Annotated in this window: 18 protein-coding genes; 13 read left to right on the forward strand and 5 right to left on the reverse strand. The window is 46.7% G+C overall.

Annotated features, from left to right (window positions below):
- Positions 1-78: 78 nt before the first annotated feature.
- The 6 genes from AC1DE7_RS20520 (at position 79) to AC1DE7_RS20545 (ending at position 8,494) form a co-directional block, all read left to right on the forward strand.
- Positions 79-2,298, forward strand: a complete 2,220-nt coding sequence (locus tag AC1DE7_RS20520) for a hypothetical protein (RefSeq protein ID WP_477535067.1) — start codon at positions 79-81, stop codon at positions 2,296-2,298.
- 35 nt (positions 2,299-2,333) lie between these two features.
- Positions 2,334-3,542: a HEAT repeat domain-containing protein gene (locus AC1DE7_RS20525; RefSeq protein ID WP_036614555.1), complete on the forward strand. Its 1,209-nt coding sequence runs from the start codon at positions 2,334-2,336 to the stop codon at positions 3,540-3,542.
- A 22-nt stretch (positions 3,543-3,564) separates the two neighbouring features.
- On the forward strand, positions 3,565-4,965 hold the full coding sequence (locus tag AC1DE7_RS20530) for a glycosyltransferase family 2 protein (protein ID WP_174806433.1): 1,401 nt from the start codon (positions 3,565-3,567) through the stop codon (positions 4,963-4,965).
- A 274-nt stretch (positions 4,966-5,239) separates the two neighbouring features.
- On the forward strand, positions 5,240-6,043 hold the full coding sequence (locus AC1DE7_RS20535) for a response regulator transcription factor (protein ID WP_036674925.1): 804 nt from the start codon (positions 5,240-5,242) through the stop codon (positions 6,041-6,043).
- 154 nt (positions 6,044-6,197) lie between these two features.
- The gene (locus AC1DE7_RS20540) at positions 6,198-7,565 is read left to right on the forward strand and encodes a nucleotide sugar dehydrogenase (protein WP_036674926.1); all 1,368 of its coding nucleotides are present in this window, start codon (positions 6,198-6,200) and stop codon (positions 7,563-7,565) included.
- 8 nt (positions 7,566-7,573) lie between these two features.
- Positions 7,574-8,494, forward strand: coding sequence for a hypothetical protein (locus AC1DE7_RS20545; RefSeq protein ID WP_405141602.1), 921 nt, complete (start codon positions 7,574-7,576; stop codon positions 8,492-8,494).
- 260 nt (positions 8,495-8,754) lie between these two features.
- On the opposite strand, the gene AC1DE7_RS20550 is transcribed toward AC1DE7_RS20545, so the two are convergent.
- A complete protein-coding gene (locus AC1DE7_RS20550; protein WP_036674928.1) occupies positions 8,755-9,627 on the reverse strand; it encodes a helix-turn-helix transcriptional regulator in 873 nt (290 codons plus the stop codon).
- 667 nt (positions 9,628-10,294) lie between these two features.
- Between AC1DE7_RS20550 and AC1DE7_RS20555 the strand changes: the two genes are divergently transcribed.
- From AC1DE7_RS20555 to AC1DE7_RS20580, 6 genes are all read left to right on the forward strand, one after another.
- The gene (locus AC1DE7_RS20555) at positions 10,295-11,497 is read left to right on the forward strand and encodes an LLM class flavin-dependent oxidoreductase (RefSeq protein ID WP_477535107.1); all 1,203 of its coding nucleotides are present in this window, start codon (positions 10,295-10,297) and stop codon (positions 11,495-11,497) included.
- Between the two features lie 226 nt (positions 11,498-11,723).
- Complete coding sequence (locus AC1DE7_RS20560; protein ID WP_477535068.1) at positions 11,724-12,998, forward strand: ABC transporter substrate-binding protein; 1,275 nt, start codon at positions 11,724-11,726, stop codon at positions 12,996-12,998.
- 3 nt (positions 12,999-13,001) lie between these two features.
- Positions 13,002-13,874, forward strand: a complete 873-nt coding sequence (locus tag AC1DE7_RS20565) for a carbohydrate ABC transporter permease (protein WP_017687487.1) — start codon at positions 13,002-13,004, stop codon at positions 13,872-13,874.
- A gap of 49 nt (positions 13,875-13,923) precedes the next feature.
- Positions 13,924-14,739, forward strand: a complete 816-nt coding sequence (locus tag AC1DE7_RS20570; RefSeq protein WP_036674932.1) for a carbohydrate ABC transporter permease — start codon at positions 13,924-13,926, stop codon at positions 14,737-14,739.
- Between the two features lie 113 nt (positions 14,740-14,852).
- The gene (locus AC1DE7_RS20575; RefSeq protein ID WP_036614537.1) at positions 14,853-16,070 is read left to right on the forward strand and encodes an MFS transporter; all 1,218 of its coding nucleotides are present in this window, start codon (positions 14,853-14,855) and stop codon (positions 16,068-16,070) included.
- Positions 16,071-16,347: 277 nt separating this feature from the next.
- A complete protein-coding gene (locus AC1DE7_RS20580) occupies positions 16,348-17,235 on the forward strand; it encodes a cell wall hydrolase (RefSeq protein ID WP_477535069.1) in 888 nt (295 codons plus the stop codon).
- 122 nt (positions 17,236-17,357) lie between these two features.
- On the opposite strand, the gene AC1DE7_RS20585 is transcribed toward AC1DE7_RS20580, so the two are convergent.
- From AC1DE7_RS20585 to AC1DE7_RS20600, 4 genes are all read right to left on the reverse strand, one after another.
- Positions 17,358-18,068 carry an ABC transporter permease gene (locus tag AC1DE7_RS20585; RefSeq protein WP_282320831.1) on the reverse strand — a complete coding sequence of 237 codons (711 nt, stop codon included), beginning with the start codon at positions 18,066-18,068 and terminating at the stop codon, positions 17,358-17,360.
- Complete coding sequence (locus AC1DE7_RS20590) at positions 18,065-18,910, reverse strand: ABC transporter ATP-binding protein (protein WP_192134083.1); 846 nt, start codon at positions 18,908-18,910, stop codon at positions 18,065-18,067. Before AC1DE7_RS20590 ends, AC1DE7_RS20585 begins: the two co-directional genes overlap by 4 nt.
- Positions 18,911-19,048: 138 nt before the next feature.
- A complete protein-coding gene (locus AC1DE7_RS20595; protein WP_477535070.1) occupies positions 19,049-19,984 on the reverse strand; it encodes a LytTR family transcriptional regulator DNA-binding domain-containing protein in 936 nt (311 codons plus the stop codon).
- A 322-nt stretch (positions 19,985-20,306) separates the two neighbouring features.
- Entirely contained in the window at positions 20,307-21,077 is a 771-nt protein-coding gene (locus AC1DE7_RS20600; protein WP_477535071.1) for a hypothetical protein, read from the reverse strand.
- 400 nt (positions 21,078-21,477) lie between these two features.
- Here AC1DE7_RS20600 and AC1DE7_RS20605 point away from each other — a divergent pair, with 400 nt between their 5' ends.
- Entirely contained in the window at positions 21,478-22,152 is a 675-nt protein-coding gene (locus tag AC1DE7_RS20605) for a hypothetical protein (RefSeq protein WP_477535072.1), read from the forward strand.
- The last annotated feature ends 90 nt before the right edge of the window (positions 22,153-22,242 follow it).

The following is a 22,242-nucleotide window of genomic DNA, read 5'->3' on the forward strand; positions in this document are numbered from 1 at the left end:
GAAAGATTCGTAAACTTCATGTTGGACCATTCGATGTTGAAGCAGGATGCATATTAGAGAGGTGAGCAATCTAAAGACATGAGCAGACAAAGACGAAGACGCTGGTTATTAACGGTGTTGACAGGAGCAGTGGTGGTGACCGGTGGAATATTTGCCGGATGGCACTATATGCAACCCAAGCTCGTTACGTACACAGCGGAGAACGGCACGGAGATGAAATTCAAGACCGATGGAGACCGGTTCATGGAATACGGGCCAGATGGAACGTGGAGGGAGATGTTCGTCAAAGGTGTCAACCTGGGCGCAACTTCACCGGGGCATTACCCGGGAGAATTCCCGCTGACCAAAGAGGATTACTTGCGGTGGTTCCAGCAGATCGAGGATCTGGGAGCCAATGTAATCCGGGTATACACGGTTCACGAACCGATTTTCTACTCCGCATTAGTCGAATATAACCGCGGCCGGGAGCAACCGTTATATTTTATACAGGGCATATGGTCACCTGAAGAAGAGCTGATTGAGAAACAGGATGCCTACGCGGCCCATATTGAGCAGACGTTCAAGCAGGAGATTGAAAAGGCCGTATCTGCTGTCTATGGCGATGCGGACATTCCTGCCAAGCAGGGAGAGTCCAGCGGCAAATACAAAACGAATGCAGGAAAATACCTGATGGCCTGGCATGTGGGGACGGAATGGGACCCGGCGATGGTAGACAACACAAACGCAAAACATGCGGACGTGCCGCAGTACAAGGGAGTTCATTTCTCGGCGAGTCCAGAAGCGTCACCGTTCGAGAACTGGCTCGCAGAACTGCTGGATCATACAGCGGTCCTGGAGAAGAAGTATGGATGGGAGCATCCGATGACTTTCACCAACTGGGTAACTACCGATGTGCTGGATCATCCCGGCGAGCCGCTGTATGAAGAGGATCTCGTCAGTGTGGATGCCCGACATATTCAGCCGGAGGCGTGGCAGGGAGGTTATTTTGCAGCCTACCATGTGTACCCGTATTACCCGGATCTGTTCCATATCGATAAAACGCTCCAAACCATCAAGGATGAGAACGGTGAGTACAACACGTACAAAAGTTATCTGCGCAAGCTGAAAGCCGAGTTTTCCGATATGCCTGTAATGATTACAGAGTATGGCGTACCCTCTTCTCTTGGTATTTCCCATCTGGGTATGGGAGGACGGAATCAGGGTGGACATAACGAAGTAGAGCAGGGAGATATTGACGCGTCACTGACGCAGGATATCTATGATGAAGGATACTCGGGAGCGATTGTGTTCATGTGGCAGGATGAATGGTTCAAAAAAACATGGAACACAATGCCACTGGAAATCCCGGCTGATCGCCGTGCATATTGGCTGAACGTACTGACAAACGAGAAGATGTTTGGTCTGCTTGCCATGGACCCGGGTAAACAGGAACAGTTGACCATCGACGGATCACTGGATGACTGGGATGATCTGAAGGTTGAAGAGGTCACGACCTGGCAGGGCCAAGTGGACGGCATTCAGGAAATGAAGATGACTCATGATGAAGCCTATCTGTATATTGGGCTGACCTTGGATCAACCGTTTGACCCGGAGAAGACAGTGCTGCGAATTGGCACAGATACACTTGCTGGAGGCAGTCAGCCTGACAAGTTACTCCCGGGCCGGACACTCAGTGATGGTCTTGAGACAGTGATTACACTGGGGCAGGATGAAGAATCACAGGTGGAGATTGCCAAGGATTATGACTTTAATCAGCGTCTGTACGGCAAAGAAGGATACGATATGCTGCCAGATCAGCAGTCAGATTCCGCAGATAATCCGTTCCACCCATGGAATCTGGCAGTCAGCCTGAGGATGACACCGCCGGATACCCGATCTGCTCAACCGTTCATGAATGAAAAGGTCGGAACATTGAAGCGAGGAACGACGGCTCCCGGCCAGCCTGATACGGATTCATTAACGTCATGGCAGTATAACGGCAATCAGGTGGAGATGCGAATTCCCTGGATGCTGCTTGGGTTCGGTGATCCGAGTTCGCTGCAAGCGATCGACTATGGACCGCTCAAGAATGGACGTGAGTTCTCCACAGTTGCTGTGGAAGGCGTTACCCTCATTCCGTGGTTAACGGACCGCGCCACGAAGAAAGTATCTTGGCCTGGGGGGGAACAGACGACCCTGGATCTGAAGACATTGCCGGTATATAGCTGGCAGCCTTGGGAGCAGGTGCAGTATAGTGAACGCCTGAAGCTAAGCTACGAAAAAATGAAGAAGAGTTATGAAAAAATTCCTAGTTTTTAGATCGAATAAATGAGTATAAAGGAGGACCTTTTCACATGTTTCCAAGTTTGGCTTTGGCCTATCTGTTTTTGTACATCTGTATCGCACTTGTTGTTGTAGGCGTCATCGTATTGTTTGCCATGAAAATGTCCCACAATGGCAAACGACGTAAGACGGCATTTTATGAATTGAAGCAGCGTGACTATTTCACCTATCTGCAAACAGCCTTGACTGAGAATAGTCCACTCAGATTGCCACCAGGCAAACTGGCTCCGCTGGAACGCAGAGTCATTCAGGACAGACTGATTGAATGGATCGACCAGTTCAAGGGTGAGTATCGCGACAAATTAATCGCACTGTGCCGTGAAGCAGGATTCGTAGAGCATGATCTGAAGGAACTGGGCCGTCTGCGTTATGGTCGCCAGATTGATGCAGCTTATCGCTTGGGTGGCATGCGTTGTCCCGAAGCCGTTCCGGGTTTGATGGAATTACTGAAGGATGAGAAACCGGGCCCGATGGCCATTATGATTGGTCGATCCATCTCCAGATGTACGACTCGGCAAGGTGAACTGAAAGACATGCTCGCTTTGCTGTTAACCAAAGGTAAGTCCATTCACCATCTGGCAGCAGATATTCTGCTCGAAACGAGTCTGGATACGAGCAGAATTCTAATTGAATTGCTGGAAGACCGGAATCCTGATTTTGTCAAAGTCGGACTGGTTGCCATGTGGGGACAGGCTGTACCTGAAGTGATGCCTGCACTCGACAGACTGGTAGGCGCAGAACATCAGGATGTACGTGCCGAGGCGGTGAAGCTGTATCTTAGCGCAAGTCCGGCACTCCGGGATGAGACAATCCTGAAGCTGATCCAGGACCCCGATCCGGAAGTTCGCGCCGAAGTGGTACAAGCGCTTGGTTACAAGCATGCATCTGGCAGCATTCCACTGCTGCGCAAAGCGCTTCGGGATGAAGACTGGAGAGTTCGATATAACAGTGCGGAGAGTCTGAGCAAGCTCGGTGAACCGGGATTCGAAGCGCTGTGTCAGGCTGCGGTGCAAGGTACAGTTGCTGAGCGCGAGATTGCGATGCAGCAGATTGAGAGTACCATGCAGCACACGAGAACCGATGACAGAGCTGTAGAGCAGATGATTGCACATAACAAAAAAAGACTGCTGTACGATCGCTATTTTGGCCCTGTACGAGAGAACAGAACCAGCAAGAAACGCACAGGTGTCGCTACGGTAGGAGGGGATTACACTGCTTAGGGATCTACTATTAATCTACGGCATGGTCGCAATCTACTATGTTGTTTTTGTAAATACGCTCTATTTTTCCATTCTGGCCTTATCGTTCCGTAACATCTGGACGATCTTCCGGCGGTCGCATTATTCCAAATACAATACATTGTCTGGCTCGGAACTGGTACCTTCCGTTTCTCTGCTGGTACCGGCATACAACGAGGAACTGACGATTATTGAAAATGTGAACTGCCTGATGACGCTGAATTATCCAACGTATGAAGTCATTGTTGTGAATGATGGCTCCAGTGATGCGACACTGAATATCCTGTTGGAAGAATATCGTCTGAAGCCAGTACCCAATACGAAGATTCGGGGCAAGATCGCCTGTCAGAAAATTCGTGGGATCTACCATAACCCCGAGTTCCCGGATCTGTATGTCATTGATAAGGAAAACGGCGGTAAGGCCGATTCCCTCAATGCCGGGATCAACCTGTCCCATTATCCGTTGATCTCTTCCATCGATGCTGATTCGTTGCTGGAGAAGGATGCCCTGATCCGCATGGCACGGATGTATATGGAGAATCCGGAAGAGACGGTAGCCATCGGTGGAGATGTACGGATCGCCAATGGCTGCAAAATTGAAAACGGGGCAGTGCAAGATGTATCGCTGCCACGCAAGATCTGGCCCATGTTCCAGTCGATTGAATATCTCAAAGCCTTCCTGGGCGGACGGATTGGCTGGAGTCACATGAACGGGCTAATCATTGTCTCCGGTGCCTTCGGCATGTTCCGTAAGGACGCTGTAATCGCCGTGGGTGGATACCGGGATGGTTATCCTGGGGAAGACATGAACATCATCATCAAACTTCACCGTTACATGCTGGAAAACAAATTGAAGTACCGCATTGCCTTCTGTCCTGAGGCCGTATGTTGGACGCAGGCACCGGATTCCTACCGGATCTTGTCCAGTCAGCGTAAGCGCTGGGGCCGCGGGAATCTGAAGAACATGATCGAGAATCGTGGCATGTTGTTCAATCCAAAATATAAGGTTATGGGTATGGTGACCATGCCATATAACGTCCTTTTTGAAGCGCTCAACCCGTATTTCCGGATTACCGGACTTCTGGCTCTCGCTGGATATGTCCTTTTGGATATGACGCAATGGCCGATTCTGGTTCTGTTCGGACTGCTGAACTTTGTGAGTGGTTATCTGCTGAGTGTAGGCGCACTTGTCTTGGAGGAGATTGCTTTCAAACGTTATAACAAACTCTCCGATCTGGTCAAAATGCTGGTATACTCCGCGTTGAAATTCGTGGGTTACCACCAGCTCGGCGTACTGTGGAGATTGCAGGGACATGTGCAGTTCATGCAAAACAACAACTCATGGGGTACCATGACACGTCAAAGCTGGTCCGAGGATGAGAAGAAAACAAGCGAAGCCGCTTGATTAAAGAATAATCAAAGCAATTATATGTCCAACTAGACATTTACACGATAACGGAGAGGGCAGAAAAAGCCTGAAGAAGCGAAGCGTGCACCTAAAAGCTTTCTGAAAAAAAGCTGCATCGAAAGCATACGCTTATCCCCGGATTTCCCCTTGTATAAAGGAATCAAAAAATCTGGGGATAACAGCGATCGAAAGGCTGTTCTGTCATCGGAGTGTCAGTGTAAATAATATTTTTTGGACTTATAGATAATCGAGGAGAAGGGTGGAAAAGAACATGCCAAATACGGCGACATTGCAGCGTGAGGCTGCCGTTAATGTGTACCGAAGTGTAGAACAGGGATTGAAGGAAACGGGTGCCGAAACATGCGGCTTAATGTTCATCCATTGTGCAGGAAACTCTCAACCTGAGCAGCAGGTCAGGACACATCTGGAACAAACGAGTGAGTCTGCCTTCCAGGTGTGGAAGGATGGGGCTACCCAAGCGATTGCCGTCCTGCTGCCAGGTTTGTCACTGGATGAAGTTCATTATGAAGGACTTCGGATCAAACATGAGTTGCAAGAGACTGTACCCGGTGCCGATCCACAGATTACACTGGCCAGTTTCCCGGAAGGGGAGCGCCCTTCGAAGGCAACTATTCAGCATATGGCTGAGTCCTCGAAGCTCGTAGATTCGTCGGAGATTCATATCTACACGCTGGACAATACGGCGGACGAGCCGGAACGAATTTTGATTGTGGACAACGATCCGACGGTACGCGAATTCCTGCAATTGCGGTTGAAGATGCAGGGATACGAAACCTATGAAGCCGTTGATGGACTGGCTGCACTGGAGTTGATCGAGAAAGTCACACCAGACCTGGTGCTCACCGAACTGAATCTGTATGGCATCGATGGTCTGCCGTTCATCCATCATATTCAGAATCTGGAGATGGAGCAGCCACCCAAAATTGTCGTGTTGACCGAACAGCGTGTCGAGCAGACGATTAGTCAATGTTTCCGCAGCGGAGTCGATGATTACATGACTAAACCGTTCTCGCCTGTAGAGCTGGATGCCCGAATCAGACGCTGCCTGCATTAGAAGACAGCTTGGAACAACTGATTGTGTGAAGTGCAAAGTAAGAGCTTTTTTTACACTATGAATCAGATAGATTAGAGCAACATTTAGAGCACAGACACTCATCTATTTATATGGATTTTAAGCACCACCAAATACACTGCCCGGAGGGAATATCATGGAGAATCAACAATTCCACACATTACTGAATGCGATTGAAAATAAAGAAGCTGTACTCGGCGTTGTCGGGCTCGGTTACGTAGGACTTCCACTTGCCGTGGAAATGGTCAATCAAGGTTTCACGGTAATCGGAATTGATCTGGATGCGTCCAAAGTAGAAAGTATCTATCAAGGAGATTCCTATATTCACGATATTTCGTCTGATGAGTTGAAAAAAGTAATGCAAAGCGGCCGTTTCCAGCCAACGACAGATTACAGTATGCTGCGAGTTATCGACGCACTCAGTATCTGCGTACCGACACCACTTAGTGAGAATCAGGACCCGGATACGTCTTACATCGAGACCGTTGTGGATCAGATCAAACTGCACATGAAACCAGGCATGCTGATTACGCTGGAGAGCACCACTTATCCAGGTACAACCGAAGAACTGATCCAGCAGCAGCTGGACAAGATCGGACAAGAAGCAGGTAAAGACTATTTCCTCTGCTTCTCGCCTGAGCGTGTGGACCCGTCGAACGGACGTTTCACAACATTTAATACGCCGAAAGTAATCGGTGGCACAACTGAAGCTTGCTTGAAGCTCGGAACAGCGCTATATGGAAAATATGTAGAAACCGTAGTACCGGTATCTTCACCAAAAGTGGCTGAGATGTCCAAACTGCTGGAGAACACATTCCGCAGTGTGAACATTGCCTTTGTGAATGAGATGGCGATGATGTGTGACCGTATGGGCATCGATATCTGGGAAGTTATTGACGCGGCGGCGACGAAACCATTTGGTTTCATGCCATTCTATCCAGGCCCAGGCATCGGTGGACACTGCATCCCGCTTGATCCGATGTACCTGTCATGGAAGGCCAAAGGCTTCCGTTTCTATAGCAAATTCATTGAGCTGGCGCAATCCACCAATGACAACATGCCATATTATGTATTGAACAAAACGTCAACAATTCTGAACGAATACGCTAAATCCGTACGTAAATCCAATATTCTGCTCCTTGGCATGTCGTACAAGCCGAATATTGCCGACCTGCGTGAATCACCAGGACTGGAAGTATATGAACTGTTCAAGGAAAGTGGAGCTAACGTTAGCTACTACGATCCACATGCGGATTCCTTCCAGGACAAACATGGCGAGACCGTACACAGTGAAGCGTTCAATCTGGAGCAGTTCAAGAAGTACGATTGCATCGTGCTGATCACCAACCACAGCGATTTGCCTTACTTTGATATTGCCGAGATGGGTGTGCCGATTCTGGATACACGTAATGCGTTCCGTTCGTACACACATCCGCATATCTACAAAATTGGTCACTCGGTACAGCATCCTGTGCTTGAACCAAGTGAAGCGTTGCTCGTCTGAGGAAATATATGAGGCAACGGGGCAAGCTGGTGGGTATGGCGAAATGGGCTATTCTGGCTGTGGTGTTGTGCCTGCTGCTTCTGTCCTGGATGTTCAAATGGTTCTCGGCAGAGGAACACAAAGCGACCTGGCTGTGGGACGCGTCCATTATTGCAGAGCAGACACCTGAGATTATTGCTTTCTCCAAAGAACAGGGCGTTGATACCATCTTCCTGCAAATCCAGGATGAGTTGCCTGACGCAACATACCGCAAATTCATTGCGGCTGCCCGACAGGCTGAGATTGAAGTGCATGGACTTAACGGTCATGCAGACTGGGCCTATGAGGAGAAGCGGGATGAAGGACTTGATTTTATCGAGCGAGTAAGAGCATATAATGCAGCTTCGGCCAAGAATGAACGCTTCGAAGGCATTCAACTGGATGTGGAGCCGTATCAGTTGAAGCGCTGGGAGAACGAGGAGAGCAGCGTCATTGCAGAGTGGCAGAACAACATGAAGGCCTGGACAAAAGCCGGCGAGGATGCCGGACTGTACATGAGCGCTGCCATTCCTTTCTGGCTTGATGCCCGTCAGTCGGCTGAAGGAGGTACATTCAGTCGCTGGGTGATCTCCCACTTTGATGCGGTGGCCATTATGGCTTACCGGGATAGTGGGCAGCAGATGTATGATCTGTCCAAGGAAGAACTGGACGAAGCGGATGATCTCGGCAAGAAAGTCTGGATTGGAGCGGAACTCGCGGATACACACGAGGGTGATCACCTGACCTTTTTCCGTAAACCGGTTAGCAATATGAATGAAGAGATGGCAAAGGTGTTTGATCTCGGTACCTCTCATTCTTCTTTTGCAGGTGTGGCTGTGCATCATTATGAAGCATGGTATGCCAAGGAGAACGGTATTCCGCTTGCGCGCAAGGATGAAAAGAAGGAATAGCGTTAGGTCAACGTAAAAAAGTTTCTAGTTTCAGGTAGTACGTGTAGTCAAGACTATAGTATAGAAAGAAGGCAAGTCCCGGGTAGATGGGGCTTGCCTTTTTGGTGGTGGATTTCGTAATGGGTTTGGCAGCACTATGATGTGCAGGATATGAAACTCAGGAGTCCGTTGTACTTTGGTAGAGGCAACATCTTACACACAGCACACAAGGCGTGGTGCATGAGGCATGGAGTATAGGCTGAGGAGGGAAAGTCGCTCCCTCATTCTTTCGTGCTCTCCGCTGTGCGATAGCGATTGGGCGGCAGACCAACTTGCTTTTTGAACGCTTTAGAGAAGGAGAACAAGTCCGGGTAACCTACGGAATGAGCCACTTCGGTTAAGCTTAGCGGCGTCTGCACGAGTAGACGTTTGGCTTGGGTCATTTTCAATTGCTGGATATATTGCACAGGGGACAGCCCATAGGCTTTGCGGAACTGTTTGGCAAAATGGGTTCGATCCACACCCGCATGAGCGGACACACCTTCCACGGAGATGCCGCCTGCAAAATGAATGTCCATGTATTCCTTGCCTTTCTGGAGCCAAGGTGTGGCTGAATCCGGTTGCAATCCTTTGGTTGCGGGGGAGCGGGCAATCCGGTCGAATAGAGTTAGAAACCGGGTGAGTCGTCCCAGATCACTCGCTCCGTCCTGCGGTTTGCGAACATCCTCCATGAATGAGCGCATGGCACTTGCAGTCTCCGGGGTAAGTACACCTGAACGGTATGGTGAGTCGGGTGTAAGTCCAATTCGGGAAAGCAGTTCGGCTGCATGTGCACCATCAAAGGCAATAAATATTTTCTGCAACGTATCCTCGGGGTCCGTCCAGTACTCATGGGTAACATGTGGAAACAGACAGAACGCATCCCTGGCACGAAGGGCGTGACGCTGTCCGTTCTGTATGAATGTACCTTCCCCCTCCAGCACAAATAGCAAATAATAATAAGGTGTAGTGCGCGGGCCAATATGATAGTTGGTCTTGGCTATATTACGGCCGATGCGGATCGGCCAGGCGCCACCAGCTTTCTCGAATTCAGATGGAGTGAAGAAAATAATATCCAAAAACTCATGGTGGTCCTCCTTCATGCTCTCGGTCATCAGGAACACCTCTTTATTATATAAGTATCGTTTGTACATTCTAAAAGTTTCGCTTATAGATGTAGTTCAAAAAGTCCACTTTTGATTACGAATCATGCCTAGTGGCATCATCAACATCGAAGCTGAAATTCAGCCGAAATTAGCGGGAGGCTTACGAAGTATGTTTCCTTTGGAAACATTGTGGTTGCTCACGTAGTTTTCCTACGCTCCACTACTCCATTTCTAGCTTCATTCCATCTTCTCGGTACTGAAAACCAGACTTTTTGAACATGTATTTAAACCTATTATACAGGTGGGTTTTATATATATTCAAGATCAGGAAGACCTAAATCTGAGAAAAGACCACAAAATGACAAAATAAAATTGCCGCGAAATGACATTGCTCACAGACAAATCAATTGTTATGATGTCCATACCTATTAAACCAAGTTAATTAATCGGCATTTGAGATTGGATATGCCTAATAAATCAATTTAAAGAATGACACGACAACGGAGGGGACAGAAAGGACCTGAAGAAGCGAAGCGTGCGCCTTTGTCACCAGATTTCCCCATGAAAGGGGAATGAGAAGAAATCTGGGGACAAGAGTGCTCGGAAGGTTTTCTGTAACCGAAGTGCTTGAGTGAAACATTTTTAGAGCAATTTATAATAGAAGGGATTGACTTTTGTGAGCGAACAGGAAGATATAAAGTTTGGATGGTTTTTGCCTACAGCAGGGGATGGTAAGTATGTAGGGGTTGCCCCGGAGCGGGAACCGAGTCTGGATTATCTGATTGATGTGGCACAGACGGCGGAGAAGGCAGGGTTCGAATTTGTACTGATTCCGACAGGGGGAGCCTGTCTGGACGCGTGGGTAGTTGGCTCGGCTGTGATGAGTCACACAAAGACATTGCGTCCCCTTGTCGCCATTCGCCCGGGATTGGTTACCCCCGTACTCGCTGCACGAATGGGAGCGGCACTGGATCAGCTATCTGGTGGTCGCGCCATGATCAATGTGGTGACAGGCAGTTCTGTTCGAGATCTGGAGGAACTCGGCGATCCACTGGCACATGCGCATGATGAACGGTATGTGCGGGCGAGCGAGTATATGGAAGTCATGAAGCGTTCATGGACCCAATCGACGGGACTGAATCTGACGGAGTTTGCCGGAAGTGGTTCAAAATCTGGCGCAGATGCACCCAGCAATCCCAATCCTGAATTCAACGGCCAGTATTATAATTTCAAAGGACCGGTAGGCATGCCGGAGACGGTGCAAAATCCGCATCCACCATTCTATCTGGGAGGAAGTTCTCCGATTGCCAAGAAGGTCGCTGTTGAACATGCGGATACGTTCCTTATGTGGGGCGAGCCTCATGACTGGATTCAGGAGCAGATCGAAGAGATTGAGGTCATCCGTCAGCAGGTGAAAGAGGAAACGGGACAAGATCGTCAGCTCCGTTACGGCATGCGTGCTCAGGTACTCATTCGGGATACCGAAGAAGAAGCATGGGCAGCAGCTTGGGAGATTATTAGCAAAGTACCACCAGAAGCGATTGAGAAAGCCAAAGCCGCTTTTGCAGAGACGGATGCAACCAACCAACGCAGACAGAACGAGCTACGGGAGCTGTCCGAGAAGCAACAGTTTGTCGTAGGTCCCAACCTGTGGACAGGCTTGTCCGTTGTTCGTTCCGGCGGTGCGATCCTCATTGTAGGTACAGCCGAACAGGTCGCAGAGCGTTTGATGGAGTATGGAGATCTCGGCGTAACAACCTTCATTTTGTCCGGTTACCCGCACTTGGAAGAAGCCGAAATCTTCGGACGGACCGTGATGCCGATCATTCGCGAGAAATGGAAAACAAGACAGAAGCAGCATCAAGTTACTACTAACTAAGTTACTACCAACTAAAGTAAGAGCCCTTTTTTTACACTTTAACGGAGAGGGCAGAACCGATCTGAAGAAGCGGAGCGCTCGCCTTTATACCCGGATTTTAACCATTGAGAAAAATGATTCAAAAATCCGGGGATAACAGCGATCGGAAGATGGTACTGCACTCGGAGTGCCCCGTGTAAAAACTTTCGTGCAACTTACATTAATCATCCTCAGGAGGTCGTCTTTCATGAAAAAAAATAAAAAATTGATCCTGCCGCTTGTCAGTATGCTGGTGATGTCCATCCTGCTTTCAGCTTGCGGCGGCGGGGATAACGCGTCATCTGGAGAGAACGGCTCCTCGGGTTCAGGTAAAGTTACAATCAGCTTCATGCACTGGCGTGGAGAAGATTCCGAAGCACTCAACAAGACTATTGACGCATTTGAAAAAGAAAACCCGAACATCAACGTGGAGATGCAGACACTGCCCTCCGATCAATACCAATCCACCGTACAATCCAAAATCAGTGACGGTTCGGTAGGAGATGTATTTGCCTCCTTCCCAGGTGCACAGTTCGAAGCTTTCACCAAAGCCGGCTTGTTCACGGATCTGACCGGATCATCGTTTCTGTCGGCCTACAATTCAAAGCTGATTGAATCAGGACAGCACGATGGCAAGCAATATGCGATTCCGTATCAACTCGTATATAACGATCCAATCTATAATGTGAAACTGTTTGAACAATACGGCTTGACGCCACCGACCGATTGGGAAGGTTTCCTCGCCCTTTGCCAGAAGCTGAAAGACAATGGTATCATTCCGATTGCCTTTGCCGGAGCGGACATTGGCCCAGGGCAATTCATGAATACGATGGTGATGAACAATGCACCGAGTGACGACATTTTTACCAAAGTAGAAGCTGGCGAAGCCAAACTGACGGATGAGTTTTGGGTGAAAACATTGACTCAAATCAAGGAACTGAACGATAAAGGTTACTTCCAGCAGGATGCACTGGGTACGAAAGACCCTGCGGCTGGAGCGCTGTTTATTCAAGAGAAAGTAGCGATGCTCGCAAGTGGATCATATCAGTTGGCTCAGAACAAGCAGCAGAATCCTAATCTGGAGCAAAAACTGCTTGCACCAATTACAGTAAGTGCAGATCAAGCGAAGTATGAAGGGGTGCATACGACCACATTCATGCTCGCCGTGAACAGCAAGTCTAAACATCCGGAAGAAGCGAAGAAGTTCCTCGAATTCCTGAGCAATCCGGAAGTGGCGAGCGAGTATGCCAACCAGACTGGACAAAATGTAACGGTGAATGATGTGAAGTACGACACGCCTGAGCTTCAGGTAGCCGGAGAATGGGCAAGCAAAAAAACCTTGTTCCAGCCACGGTTCACCATCCTGAACGGAGACAATCAAAAAGCAGTAACCAACTCCATCCAGTCTGTACTGAGCGGCACTTCTCCAGAAGAAGCAGCACAGCAGGCACAAGCGATCATTGATCAGCATATCGGGAAATAAACGATGAAAAACCGTCTTCAGCTATCCCTATTTCTGATCCCTGGGTTGCTGCTGTACGTTGGATTGTTCGTATTTCCTACATTGACGGGGCTGTTCTATTCCTTTACGGACTGGGATGGGGTATCCCCGTCGTATGCATTTGTAGGGCTGGATAATTACAAGGACAGTCTCAGCAGCATCGTATTCCGCAAAGCCTTTGGTAATAACGTGGAGTTCATGTTAACGGTTGTTATTGCACAAACCTTTATATCACTTGTCTTGGCGCTGCTCCTGGTACGCAATACCAAGACACGCATTGTGCTTCGGGCATTGTATTTCCTGCCTGCGATTCTGTCCTCCGTATCGGTTGGACTGATCTGGGCATTTATGTATGATCCATCTATCGGACTAATCAACTATGGACTGAATGAAGCGGGCATGAGCAGCATCGCTCGTAACTGGATTGGTGATCCCAAGATCGCCATCTATTCCATCGCTGCGGTACAAGTCTGGGCCCATGCCGGACAGATGATGATTGTATTCATCGCAGGTCTGCAAGGCATCCCCGCAGAACTGTATGAAGCGGCTCGCATGGATGGCGGTAGCAAATGGCAGGTATTTCGTACCGTGACCTGGCCACTGCTGGCACCTTCGGCAACAATTGTTGTGGCCTATACGACGATTCAGTCGTTCAAGGCATTTGACCTCATTTTCACAATGACGGACGGAGGGCCGAACTACGCAACTGAAATTTTGACAACATATATCTATCATACCGCCTTTGGCAGCTATTCATTTGGTCTGGCTTCTGCCGGTTCCATGATCTTCCTGGTGTTGCTCGCGCTCTTGACGCTGTTGCAGTTCAAGGCACTGCGTGCCGACCGGGTAAGTTATTGAGGTTGATGTTGGAGCATTCATCCTGTAATCGAGGCAGAAGGGAGTTCACATGTTTTTAAAATGGTTCAATCGCCTGATCCTATTGGTGTACGCGCTGCTGATCCTTGTGCCGCTGTACTTTGTATTTGTATCTTCGTTCAAAACAAGCAGCAACTTCTTCACCAGTCCATTCAGCTGGCCGGACCCGTTTACGTGGGATAACATCACCGGCATGTTCCGCAATCAGCCGATGTGGCAATATTTCGGGAACAGTCTGGTCGTGACGCTTGGTACGGTTGCCATTGAGTTATTGCTGAGTAGCATGATTGCTTACGCCATTGTCCGCTGGGGCGGCAGTGTAGGCAAAATTGTGTTTGCTCTGTTCGTAGCAGGTCTGATCGTTCCTTCCCAAGTGAGTATGCTGCCGATCTATTCTCTCACGCGTACACTCGGGTGGTCGGACAGTCTCACGGGATTGATTGTCGTATCCGCGGCAATGCTGATGCCTGTCTCAGTATTTATGCTGACAGGTTTCATGCGCATGCTCAATTCGGAGATTCTGGAAGCGGGCAGTATGGATGGGGCCAGCGAATGGAGACTCTATACGCGGATTGCACTGCCACTGGCTGCACCTTCGCTGGCGGCAACGGCTACGTTCCTGCTCGTCATGGTCTGGAATGACTTGCTTATTCCGATGCTGATGCTCAGCAGTAAGTCCAAGCTCACTTTACCGCTCGCACTTATGCAGTTCCGCGGGGAATACGTGACGAACTACCCGATGATGCTTACAGGTGTGCTGGTAACGGCCATTCCGATGATTGCGTTGTTCCTTCTACTCCAGCGTTACTTTGTAGCAGGTCTGACAGCGGGTTCACTCAAGGGGTAAGGTATCGCAGAAATCGGAAGGAAAAGCTTATTTTGCATTGATTTCTGGAGCATTCTGCATAATAATGATTTAGTGTCAGAATGACTACATAGAGATCAAGGGAGCTATAAGTGATGAGCAAACTGGAAGTATTGCGGAATCCCAAGCAGCGCAAGCTGCTGTTTAGTGCCGGCATGAGCTGGCTGTTTGATGCGATGGAAGTTGGTATGATCTCCTTTATCGTGGCTGCACTTGCCAAGGAATGGAGTCTCAGTCCCGGACAAGTCGGTGTGCTTACGAGTATTAACTCCATCGGTATGGCATTAGGTGCTTTGCTTGCAGGTGCACTTGCGGACCGTTTTGGACGGAAGGCCATTCTGATGTGGACCTTGTTAATCTTTACGATTGCAAGCGGTCTGTCTGCATTGGCGACTGGATTTGCGGTATTGTGTGCACTGCGTCTGGTTGCGGGTATTGGACTTGGTGGAGAGCTGCCCGTGGCATCCACACTGGTATCGGAGTCGATGCCTACAGCCGAACGGGGACGTGCCGTTGTATTATTGGAAAGTTTCTGGGCAGGAGGCTGGATTGTATCGGCGCTCATTGCCAACTTTGTCATTCCGGAGTACGGATGGAGAATTGCTTTTGCCATTGGTGCGCTTCCGGCGTTCTATGCACTGTATCTGCGTCGTGCCATTCAGGACCCGCCGCGGTACAAGAATCATACCAAGCTTCATAAAATCACGTTCCGCGAGAAAGTGGCTACCGTCTGGTCAGCACCACATCGCCGTACAACGTTGATGCTCTGGATTTTGTGGTTTACCGTCATTTTCTCTTATTATGGAATGTTTCTGTGGCTACCTTCGGTTGTGATGGCAAAAGGATTCACGTTGGTTAAAAGCTTCCAATACGTGCTGATCATGACGATTGCACAGTTGCCAGGTTACTTCACCGCTGCGTACTTTATTGAACGTTACGGTCGCAAGTTCGTACTGGTTGTGTATCTTACCTTGACTGCATTCAGTGCGATTGCGTTCGGATTGGCTACAACGGAAGCCACGATCCTGACCGCGGGGATCTGTCTTTCCTTCTTCAATCTGGGAGCCTGGGGTGGTCTGTACGCCTACAGCCCGGAATTGTATCCAACTTCCGTTCGTTCGACAGGTGTTGGACTTGCCACATCGGTTGGCCGAATCGGTGGGGTGCTTGCTCCATTAATGGTCGGTATGCTGGTTCAGCGTGAAGTGGCAATCAGCCTGATTTTCACGATTTTCTTCGTGACAATCCTCATTGGCGCAGCGGCTGTACTGTTCTGGGGCCGGGAAACGAAGGGTCAGGAACTTGCTGAGTAATTGTCAATAAATACAACGCAACTTTTGTACAGGTCTGCCTGCCTACGGAAAAACGGGTTGGACAAGCGGTATATGGTTGATACAAGAAGGGGCATGACCATGGTGTGACCATGGGCTCATGCCTCTTTTTGTTATGTTCAGCTTCGTTTTTTCACTGCGTCATCGGTCCGATAGACTTCGTTTTTTCTATATCCTATAATGACACTCGGGATGTCCAACCGTGAGGATTCAGGGGAAAGAAGTGGGATCTGGATTCAGAAAAGTGGAGGTTAATGGAATGATGAAGAACAACATCGAAATGGATCAAGCGAATGAAATCAATGAAAAGAATATGATAAGTGAATTAGATAGCGTGAGTGAGATGAAAGAGATGAAGGTGGGAAGCCATATGATCAGTAATGAACGGACTACAGTTGATAGCACAAATGAGGGGCTGGATCAATTAACGTTTGCTGACAACATGGAACCTATCACTGTCAGTCGGAAATTCACTCATGGGAAGGGGAACACGGCTGGCAAAAGAGCAGGGCGGGTCAGCATGCTTCTCGGTGCCTGCGCATTGACTCTGGGCTTGACCGTGGCAGCTCCTTCTGCGGGAGCACAGAAGTTGGAACAGGGCGTTCGTAGCGAGCATGTGCTGCAATTGCAGGAGCAATTAAGCGATCTGGGGTACTTTGACGCCGGAATGACTGGATATTACGGTACCATCACCAAAGGTGCTGTCCGCAAGTTCCAGCAGGCGCAGGGACTGAGTGCAGACGGTGTTGCTGGTCCAGCGACGCTGAATAGGCTGAACAAAAAGGCAAAAGCCGAGGGCGAGACGCTGCGCCAGTTGGCGAAGCTGATCCACGGTGAAGCGCGCGGGGAGTCTTTTGAAGGGCAAGTCGCTGTAGGAGCGGTTGTGTTGAATCGGGTACATTCGAGTGAATTCCCGTCGTCTATTTCGAAGGTTATTTTCCAGAAAGGGCAATTCACGGCTATAGATGATGGGCAGTTTAATACCAAGCCAACCCAGACTTCTTACAGGGCTGCTCGTAAGGCATTGAATGGCGCTGATCCGACGAACGGAGCGCTGTATTATTACAATCCGAAGATTGCCACTTCAGTGTGGAGTAAGAGCAGGCCGACGCTGCTGACTATTGGGCAGCATGATTTTACAAGATGAGTTTAAGTAGAGATATGTAGTGTAATATTTGAAATGATAATGATGAACCTCGGCCGTACGCTGCTGAATGCAGACGTGTACCGGGGTTTGTTTTATATTTTGGTTGTGTAGGCGAGGAGTGGCTACTCATCCTTTAACCGCCGTTGATACAAAATAACAGACACAATCGTTAATACAACCGTCCATATCAAAATAATGAGGAGAGGTTTTAAGAGGTCTCCAATTGTAAAGCCTGTATGGGGTATATTTAGCAAAGTCACAAGTTGAATGCTTGGTGTATAATCCAGCATTTTAAAAATCGGAAAATCTCCAAACAAGATTGTTGCAACAGGAGGAGCAGAAAATACCATTGCTGCAGGAATGATTGCTAATGAAGCTTCAAGGACCGTTTTAGAGAATAAACCACATATCGTTCCTACTGCTGTGTATAGAATTATTGAAAGAATGATTGCAATTGCAAATGCCCATATACTAGGTGGCTCATAGCCTAATATATACGTAGCAATAGCCAGAACAATAGCAGACATGACAAAGACTAAGGTGCTTTTACCAACTAATACATCCATCGTTGTGGCTGGAGTCATCATTAATGATCGTAAGGTGTTACGTTCCTTTTCTTCCGCGATCAAACATGCTTGTGCGAAAGAGGTTAAGAGCACAAACGAAATATTTAGAAGAAAACCTATTGCCCCAGGGAAAGAAGGGCCTGCAGTGCGAAAAAGAAATGCGAATAGAATCGGAACAAGCAACATGATGGAAATGCCATAATTGCGTGAAAACTCTTTGTAGTCCTTTACAAATATTGCTCGCGCACGTTTTAACGAGATACTCATAACAGTTCACCTCCTGTCACTTTAATAAAGATATCGCCTAAACTTGGCTCTTTCGATTCCAATCGCTCGATTAAGCCTCGCTTCATCCAATCGGCAATTTGCTCAGCCGTTCCTTCATTCATCGGGAGCTCGTAGGTTTCCCCGTTTACCAATTCTACACAAACGACGTTTTCCCGATGCTGTTTTCTAAGCGCCTTAGGCGAGCCAATAGCTTGGATTTCACCTTGATACAAAATCGCTACACGGTCACATAACAATTCTGCTTCTGACATATCGTGTGTCGTTAGAAAAATTGTTGTCCCTTTCTCATTTAAGTAGCGTAGCCCTTTATAAATATGTGTGGAGTTTACCGGATCCAAAGCTGAAGTAGGTTCATCTAAAAATAATAATTCCGGCTCATGGATAATTGCGCATGCCAGCATAACACGCTGACGCATTCCTTTCGATAAGTGGATGACTTTCTTTTTGCGTTCTTCGCTTAAGTTTACAAACTGCAATACTGTATCGATCGAAGTTTTAGGAAGGTCATATAATTGGCGATACAACTCCAGATTTTCATCTATCGATAATCTTTCATATAGACCACTGTTATCTGACAAAATACCAAAGCGCATCTTCTGTGCAGACTGATGCATCATCTCCACTGGCTGGTTAAGTACAGTTGCCTGTCCACTTGTCGGATTTAATTGCGCAGTTAAAATCTTAATTAAAGTTGTTTTTCCAGAACCACTTGGACCTAGAAAACCTAAAATTTCACCTTTTGGAATTGAAAAAGATACTTCTGATAATGCATTCTTATTTTCAAATCTCTTTCGAATACGTTCTACTCGGATAACATCCATGCATATCACTTCCTTGGAGTTGATGACTTAAGCATATAAAGATTACATGCCTCCAACCATCGAAATCCGCCGAAATGTAGCTGTCAACGGCTGAACGGTACCATTAGTTGCTGGATTGAATCGATATTTCCCTGGAAATCAAATGTTAAGATGTGTTTTTAATTCTTGTAATTGTGAACGAGATAACGGAACAATCGCATCTTGTCCTGTATTTAATCGCAAGCTGTAGCTATTTTTCGTCCATGTAATAATCTCTCTTACCTTCTGTAGATTAACAATATAGGATCGATGACATCTAAAAAATCCGAAGTTAAACAATTTCTGCTCGAGCTCGGTCAGCGTCAGAGCACAGATAAAACTTTCTCCACCTACATGGACAAGAACTGAACCATCCATACTTTCTATGTAATCAATTTCAGGCGGATTAAATAAAATCACTTTGTCATTTTTTTTCGTATAAATCTTCTGCAGGGTTATATTGGCTCGATCTTGTTCCTGCACTGTTTGCTTGTCCTCTTCTGAATCACGAATATCCAACAGATGAAATCCGGATTCATTCAGACGATAAATTGAATCACAGGAAATCATAGCATCCTCTAAATTAGAAGTTAAAATTAAAATCTGTATTTGTTTCGAAAGATCATCTAAAATCCGTTTAAACTGGCGACGATCTTGTTCTTCCAAATAAAAATAGGGTTCCTCGAGTACCAGTGTAGGCTGATGTGCAAAATAAACGCGCAGCAACGTCACATACATTCTTTTTGATGGGCTTAGATGCTTGATTTTTACCTTCTGTTCTTCTTTCAAAGCGAAATAATCCAATAACATAGTGACACGATCATTCCGCTCTGTTACGTTGATTAGAAAAGTGATTAATTCTTCCACCGTTAATTGTGTATACTCGTTTTGTTGAGCTCGAAATATGTAATATTGGGAACGATCCTGCAGTTGATTCATTAAAATCTGTTTTCGCTTCAAGTCTGTTATAATGCCAATCGATTGGTTACATGCCATATTTAATTCGATTTTGGGTAAAAATAGTTCCCCATCATGATACACTGGTTGAAATTGCATCTTGTCCTCCTGGTCATCACTGCTTTTGGATAATATGTAACAATTATAATGTTGAAGTAATTTTTTGTCAGCTTCAATTGAAATAATTTAGATCCTCGATCAGGCATATGAATAATGAGCCTCCAGAAATCGGTTGGACGTAGCAGCATTGCATACGAAAAGCGATTGGATACCATGGATATATAAACAAAAAACCACTCCAAATGAATGAACTGCATTCCAATTGTTAGACACAACTACCAATTGGAGGTGCAGTTCAATGAATTAGGGTGGTTTTTAGAGTGATAGTTTTGTCATAATGTGCGATGGAGCTGTGTTTACACTACTCTTGAAGAGCAAAAGGAATTTTCAACAAAGTGGGCTCTACAATGGTTTTTCCAGTATCGTAGTCATAGACTTTGTTGAACACAAGTTCAATGGATTCCAACTTATCAGGGTCATCGGTATATACCAAACCGTAATTCGTATTATCAATAACTACGCCATCATACTGATTATAGACATATGATTTTCTCATAAAATTGCGATCTGCGGAGATCGGCTTTCCCGTGTTTGGATGAACGGAGTTTAAGCCGTAAAAACCGATATTCTGATCCGTAGTATTTTCAACAGTGTAGAGGATATTGATATAAGTAATCTTGGAACCGATATCTTCTCGATTTAGAATGGAAATGTTTTTCTGTGAATCCTCAGGAATGTCACTAGCCTCTAATAATTGGGCATGAACAATATGAATGGTTAGTGGGCCACGTTCAAAACGTGTATTCAGAGGCACAGACTTTAGTAATTTCAGATTCCCGCCATAATCAAATATTCCTGTATCGCCAGGTTTGGATAGGATCGGTGACACAACACTTTCAAATAACCTGTTCTGAAGACTGCTGGCGGCCTGCTCGAATTGATCTAGTTCTGGCTCCCATCCATTATAATTGCGTTCGGACCGGAAAGGTTCTAAACCGGTTTCCATGACTTGTCCAGGAGAAGCATCCATAGGCTGTATTTGATTGATTTCTAGTTGTGTAGAAGTGGCATGATTTGAGCTACCTGAGCTACCCAGAAGTGCGATAGCGAGCAGTAATTGAACAATAAACATAGGATGAGACACCCTTTCTCTCTAAAATAAAATTAAAATAAGATCATCAACCCACCTAGTTGTTATCTGAAAATAATATGGCCTGATATGATATTGGTGGAATAGATTTACGGTCAAAGTAATAATAATCATAGCAAAATGGCGCATTGAGATAATGAGAATAACGACCTAACTTCAGGTAATAGAAGATTGACGAGTGGATATAGTGATTTAGATATAAGGACCCATGCGACAAAGTGGGGATTTCTGTTCGGTAAGGACCAGGGTCGGTTATGAGTGGATACATAGAACCATTTTAGAAGAATAACAATGAAATTTATCGGAGGAACAGATCGAACAGATTCTACAGGCTGGATCGGTTGTGTTAGAATATAGGAATTATGGAAGTTGGAGGGTTGCAGTGGGAATACATAAAGAGTTAAGTCAAATTAGAGTCGAAAACCAATCAACTACTAAACAAAAAGTTTTTTCAATTGTATGTGCGATAACGATCGGAGTGATTTTAGGTTTAGCGGCAAAGCTTGTGGATGCTCAGGGGATTAACCCCATATTTGACGATATTGGTGGGCGCCTAGGTATTTGGATTTTTGTTGCCACACTCATATCGGTTATTAGTTATTCTCCAAAACTAGCAGCAGTTAAGGTATTCTTCTTTTTTGTGTCGCTGCTAACTGTTTATTATCTATACACCGTGTTTTTTCTACATTTCGTTCCAATGAAAGAAATTATTTTTTGGGGGATGTGTGCAGTAGTATCTCCGATGTGTGCTTATGTGATGTGGTATGCACGAGGCAATGGAACTGTACCTAGTCTAGTGTTATCCCTTCCAATCACAGCTCTACTGTCCGAAGGGCATCAATTGCGCGATGCTTACTTGCCCGAGCATACTCATTACTATTTGATCCCAATACTTATGGGAATATATCTAATCATGGTCATTATTTTATTATTTATTGTTCCTACGAAAAGACTTAAATTTTTGATTATACTACCAATATCTATAATATTGTCTTTCATCATCATATATTTTGATGTTCTAGGGCGGTTATTCGGTGGCTTGAACGGAGTGTTATAGATCACTTTGGCAGATTGTCATACAAATGCGACAGTCTTTTTTACAATAGTATATTTGCTTGTGTCAAAGTCTGGTTCGTCCTGTGTTGCC

Source organism: Paenibacillus sp. 10L310 (assembly GCF_056395745.1).

Excerpts from the sequence above, each read along its gene's own strand:
- AC1DE7_RS20575 (WP_036614537.1), top strand. The coding sequence starts at position 14,853 with ATGAGCAAACTGGAAGTATTGCGGAATCCCAAGCAGCGCAAGCTGCTG.
- AC1DE7_RS20570 (WP_036674932.1), top strand. The coding sequence starts at position 13,924 with ATGTTTTTAAAATGGTTCAATCGCCTGATCCTATTGGTGTACGCGCTG.
- AC1DE7_RS20560 (WP_477535068.1), top strand. The coding sequence starts at position 11,724 with ATGAAAAAAAATAAAAAATTGATCCTGCCGCTTGTCAGTATGCTGGTG.
- AC1DE7_RS20595 (WP_477535070.1), bottom strand. The coding sequence starts at position 19,984 with ATGCAATTTCAACCAGTGTATCATGATGGGGAACTATTTTTACCCAAA.
- AC1DE7_RS20520 (WP_477535067.1), top strand. The coding sequence starts at position 79 with ATGAGCAGACAAAGACGAAGACGCTGGTTATTAACGGTGTTGACAGGA.
- AC1DE7_RS20600 (WP_477535071.1), bottom strand. The coding sequence starts at position 21,077 with ATGTTTATTGTTCAATTACTGCTCGCTATCGCACTTCTGGGTAGCTCA.
- AC1DE7_RS20530 (WP_174806433.1), top strand. The coding sequence starts at position 3,565 with ATGGTCGCAATCTACTATGTTGTTTTTGTAAATACGCTCTATTTTTCC.
- AC1DE7_RS20550 (WP_036674928.1), bottom strand. The coding sequence starts at position 9,627 with ATGACCGAGAGCATGAAGGAGGACCACCATGAGTTTTTGGATATTATT.
- AC1DE7_RS20565 (WP_017687487.1), top strand. The coding sequence starts at position 13,002 with ATGAAAAACCGTCTTCAGCTATCCCTATTTCTGATCCCTGGGTTGCTG.
- AC1DE7_RS20580 (WP_477535069.1), top strand. The coding sequence starts at position 16,348 with ATGATGAAGAACAACATCGAAATGGATCAAGCGAATGAAATCAATGAA.
- AC1DE7_RS20545 (WP_405141602.1), top strand. The coding sequence starts at position 7,574 with ATGAGGCAACGGGGCAAGCTGGTGGGTATGGCGAAATGGGCTATTCTG.
- AC1DE7_RS20585 (WP_282320831.1), bottom strand. The coding sequence starts at position 18,068 with ATGAGTATCTCGTTAAAACGTGCGCGAGCAATATTTGTAAAGGACTAC.
- AC1DE7_RS20540 (WP_036674926.1), top strand. The coding sequence starts at position 6,198 with ATGGAGAATCAACAATTCCACACATTACTGAATGCGATTGAAAATAAA.
- AC1DE7_RS20525 (WP_036614555.1), top strand. The coding sequence starts at position 2,334 with ATGTTTCCAAGTTTGGCTTTGGCCTATCTGTTTTTGTACATCTGTATC.
- AC1DE7_RS20590 (WP_192134083.1), bottom strand. The coding sequence starts at position 18,910 with ATGGATGTTATCCGAGTAGAACGTATTCGAAAGAGATTTGAAAATAAG.
- AC1DE7_RS20535 (WP_036674925.1), top strand. The coding sequence starts at position 5,240 with ATGCCAAATACGGCGACATTGCAGCGTGAGGCTGCCGTTAATGTGTAC.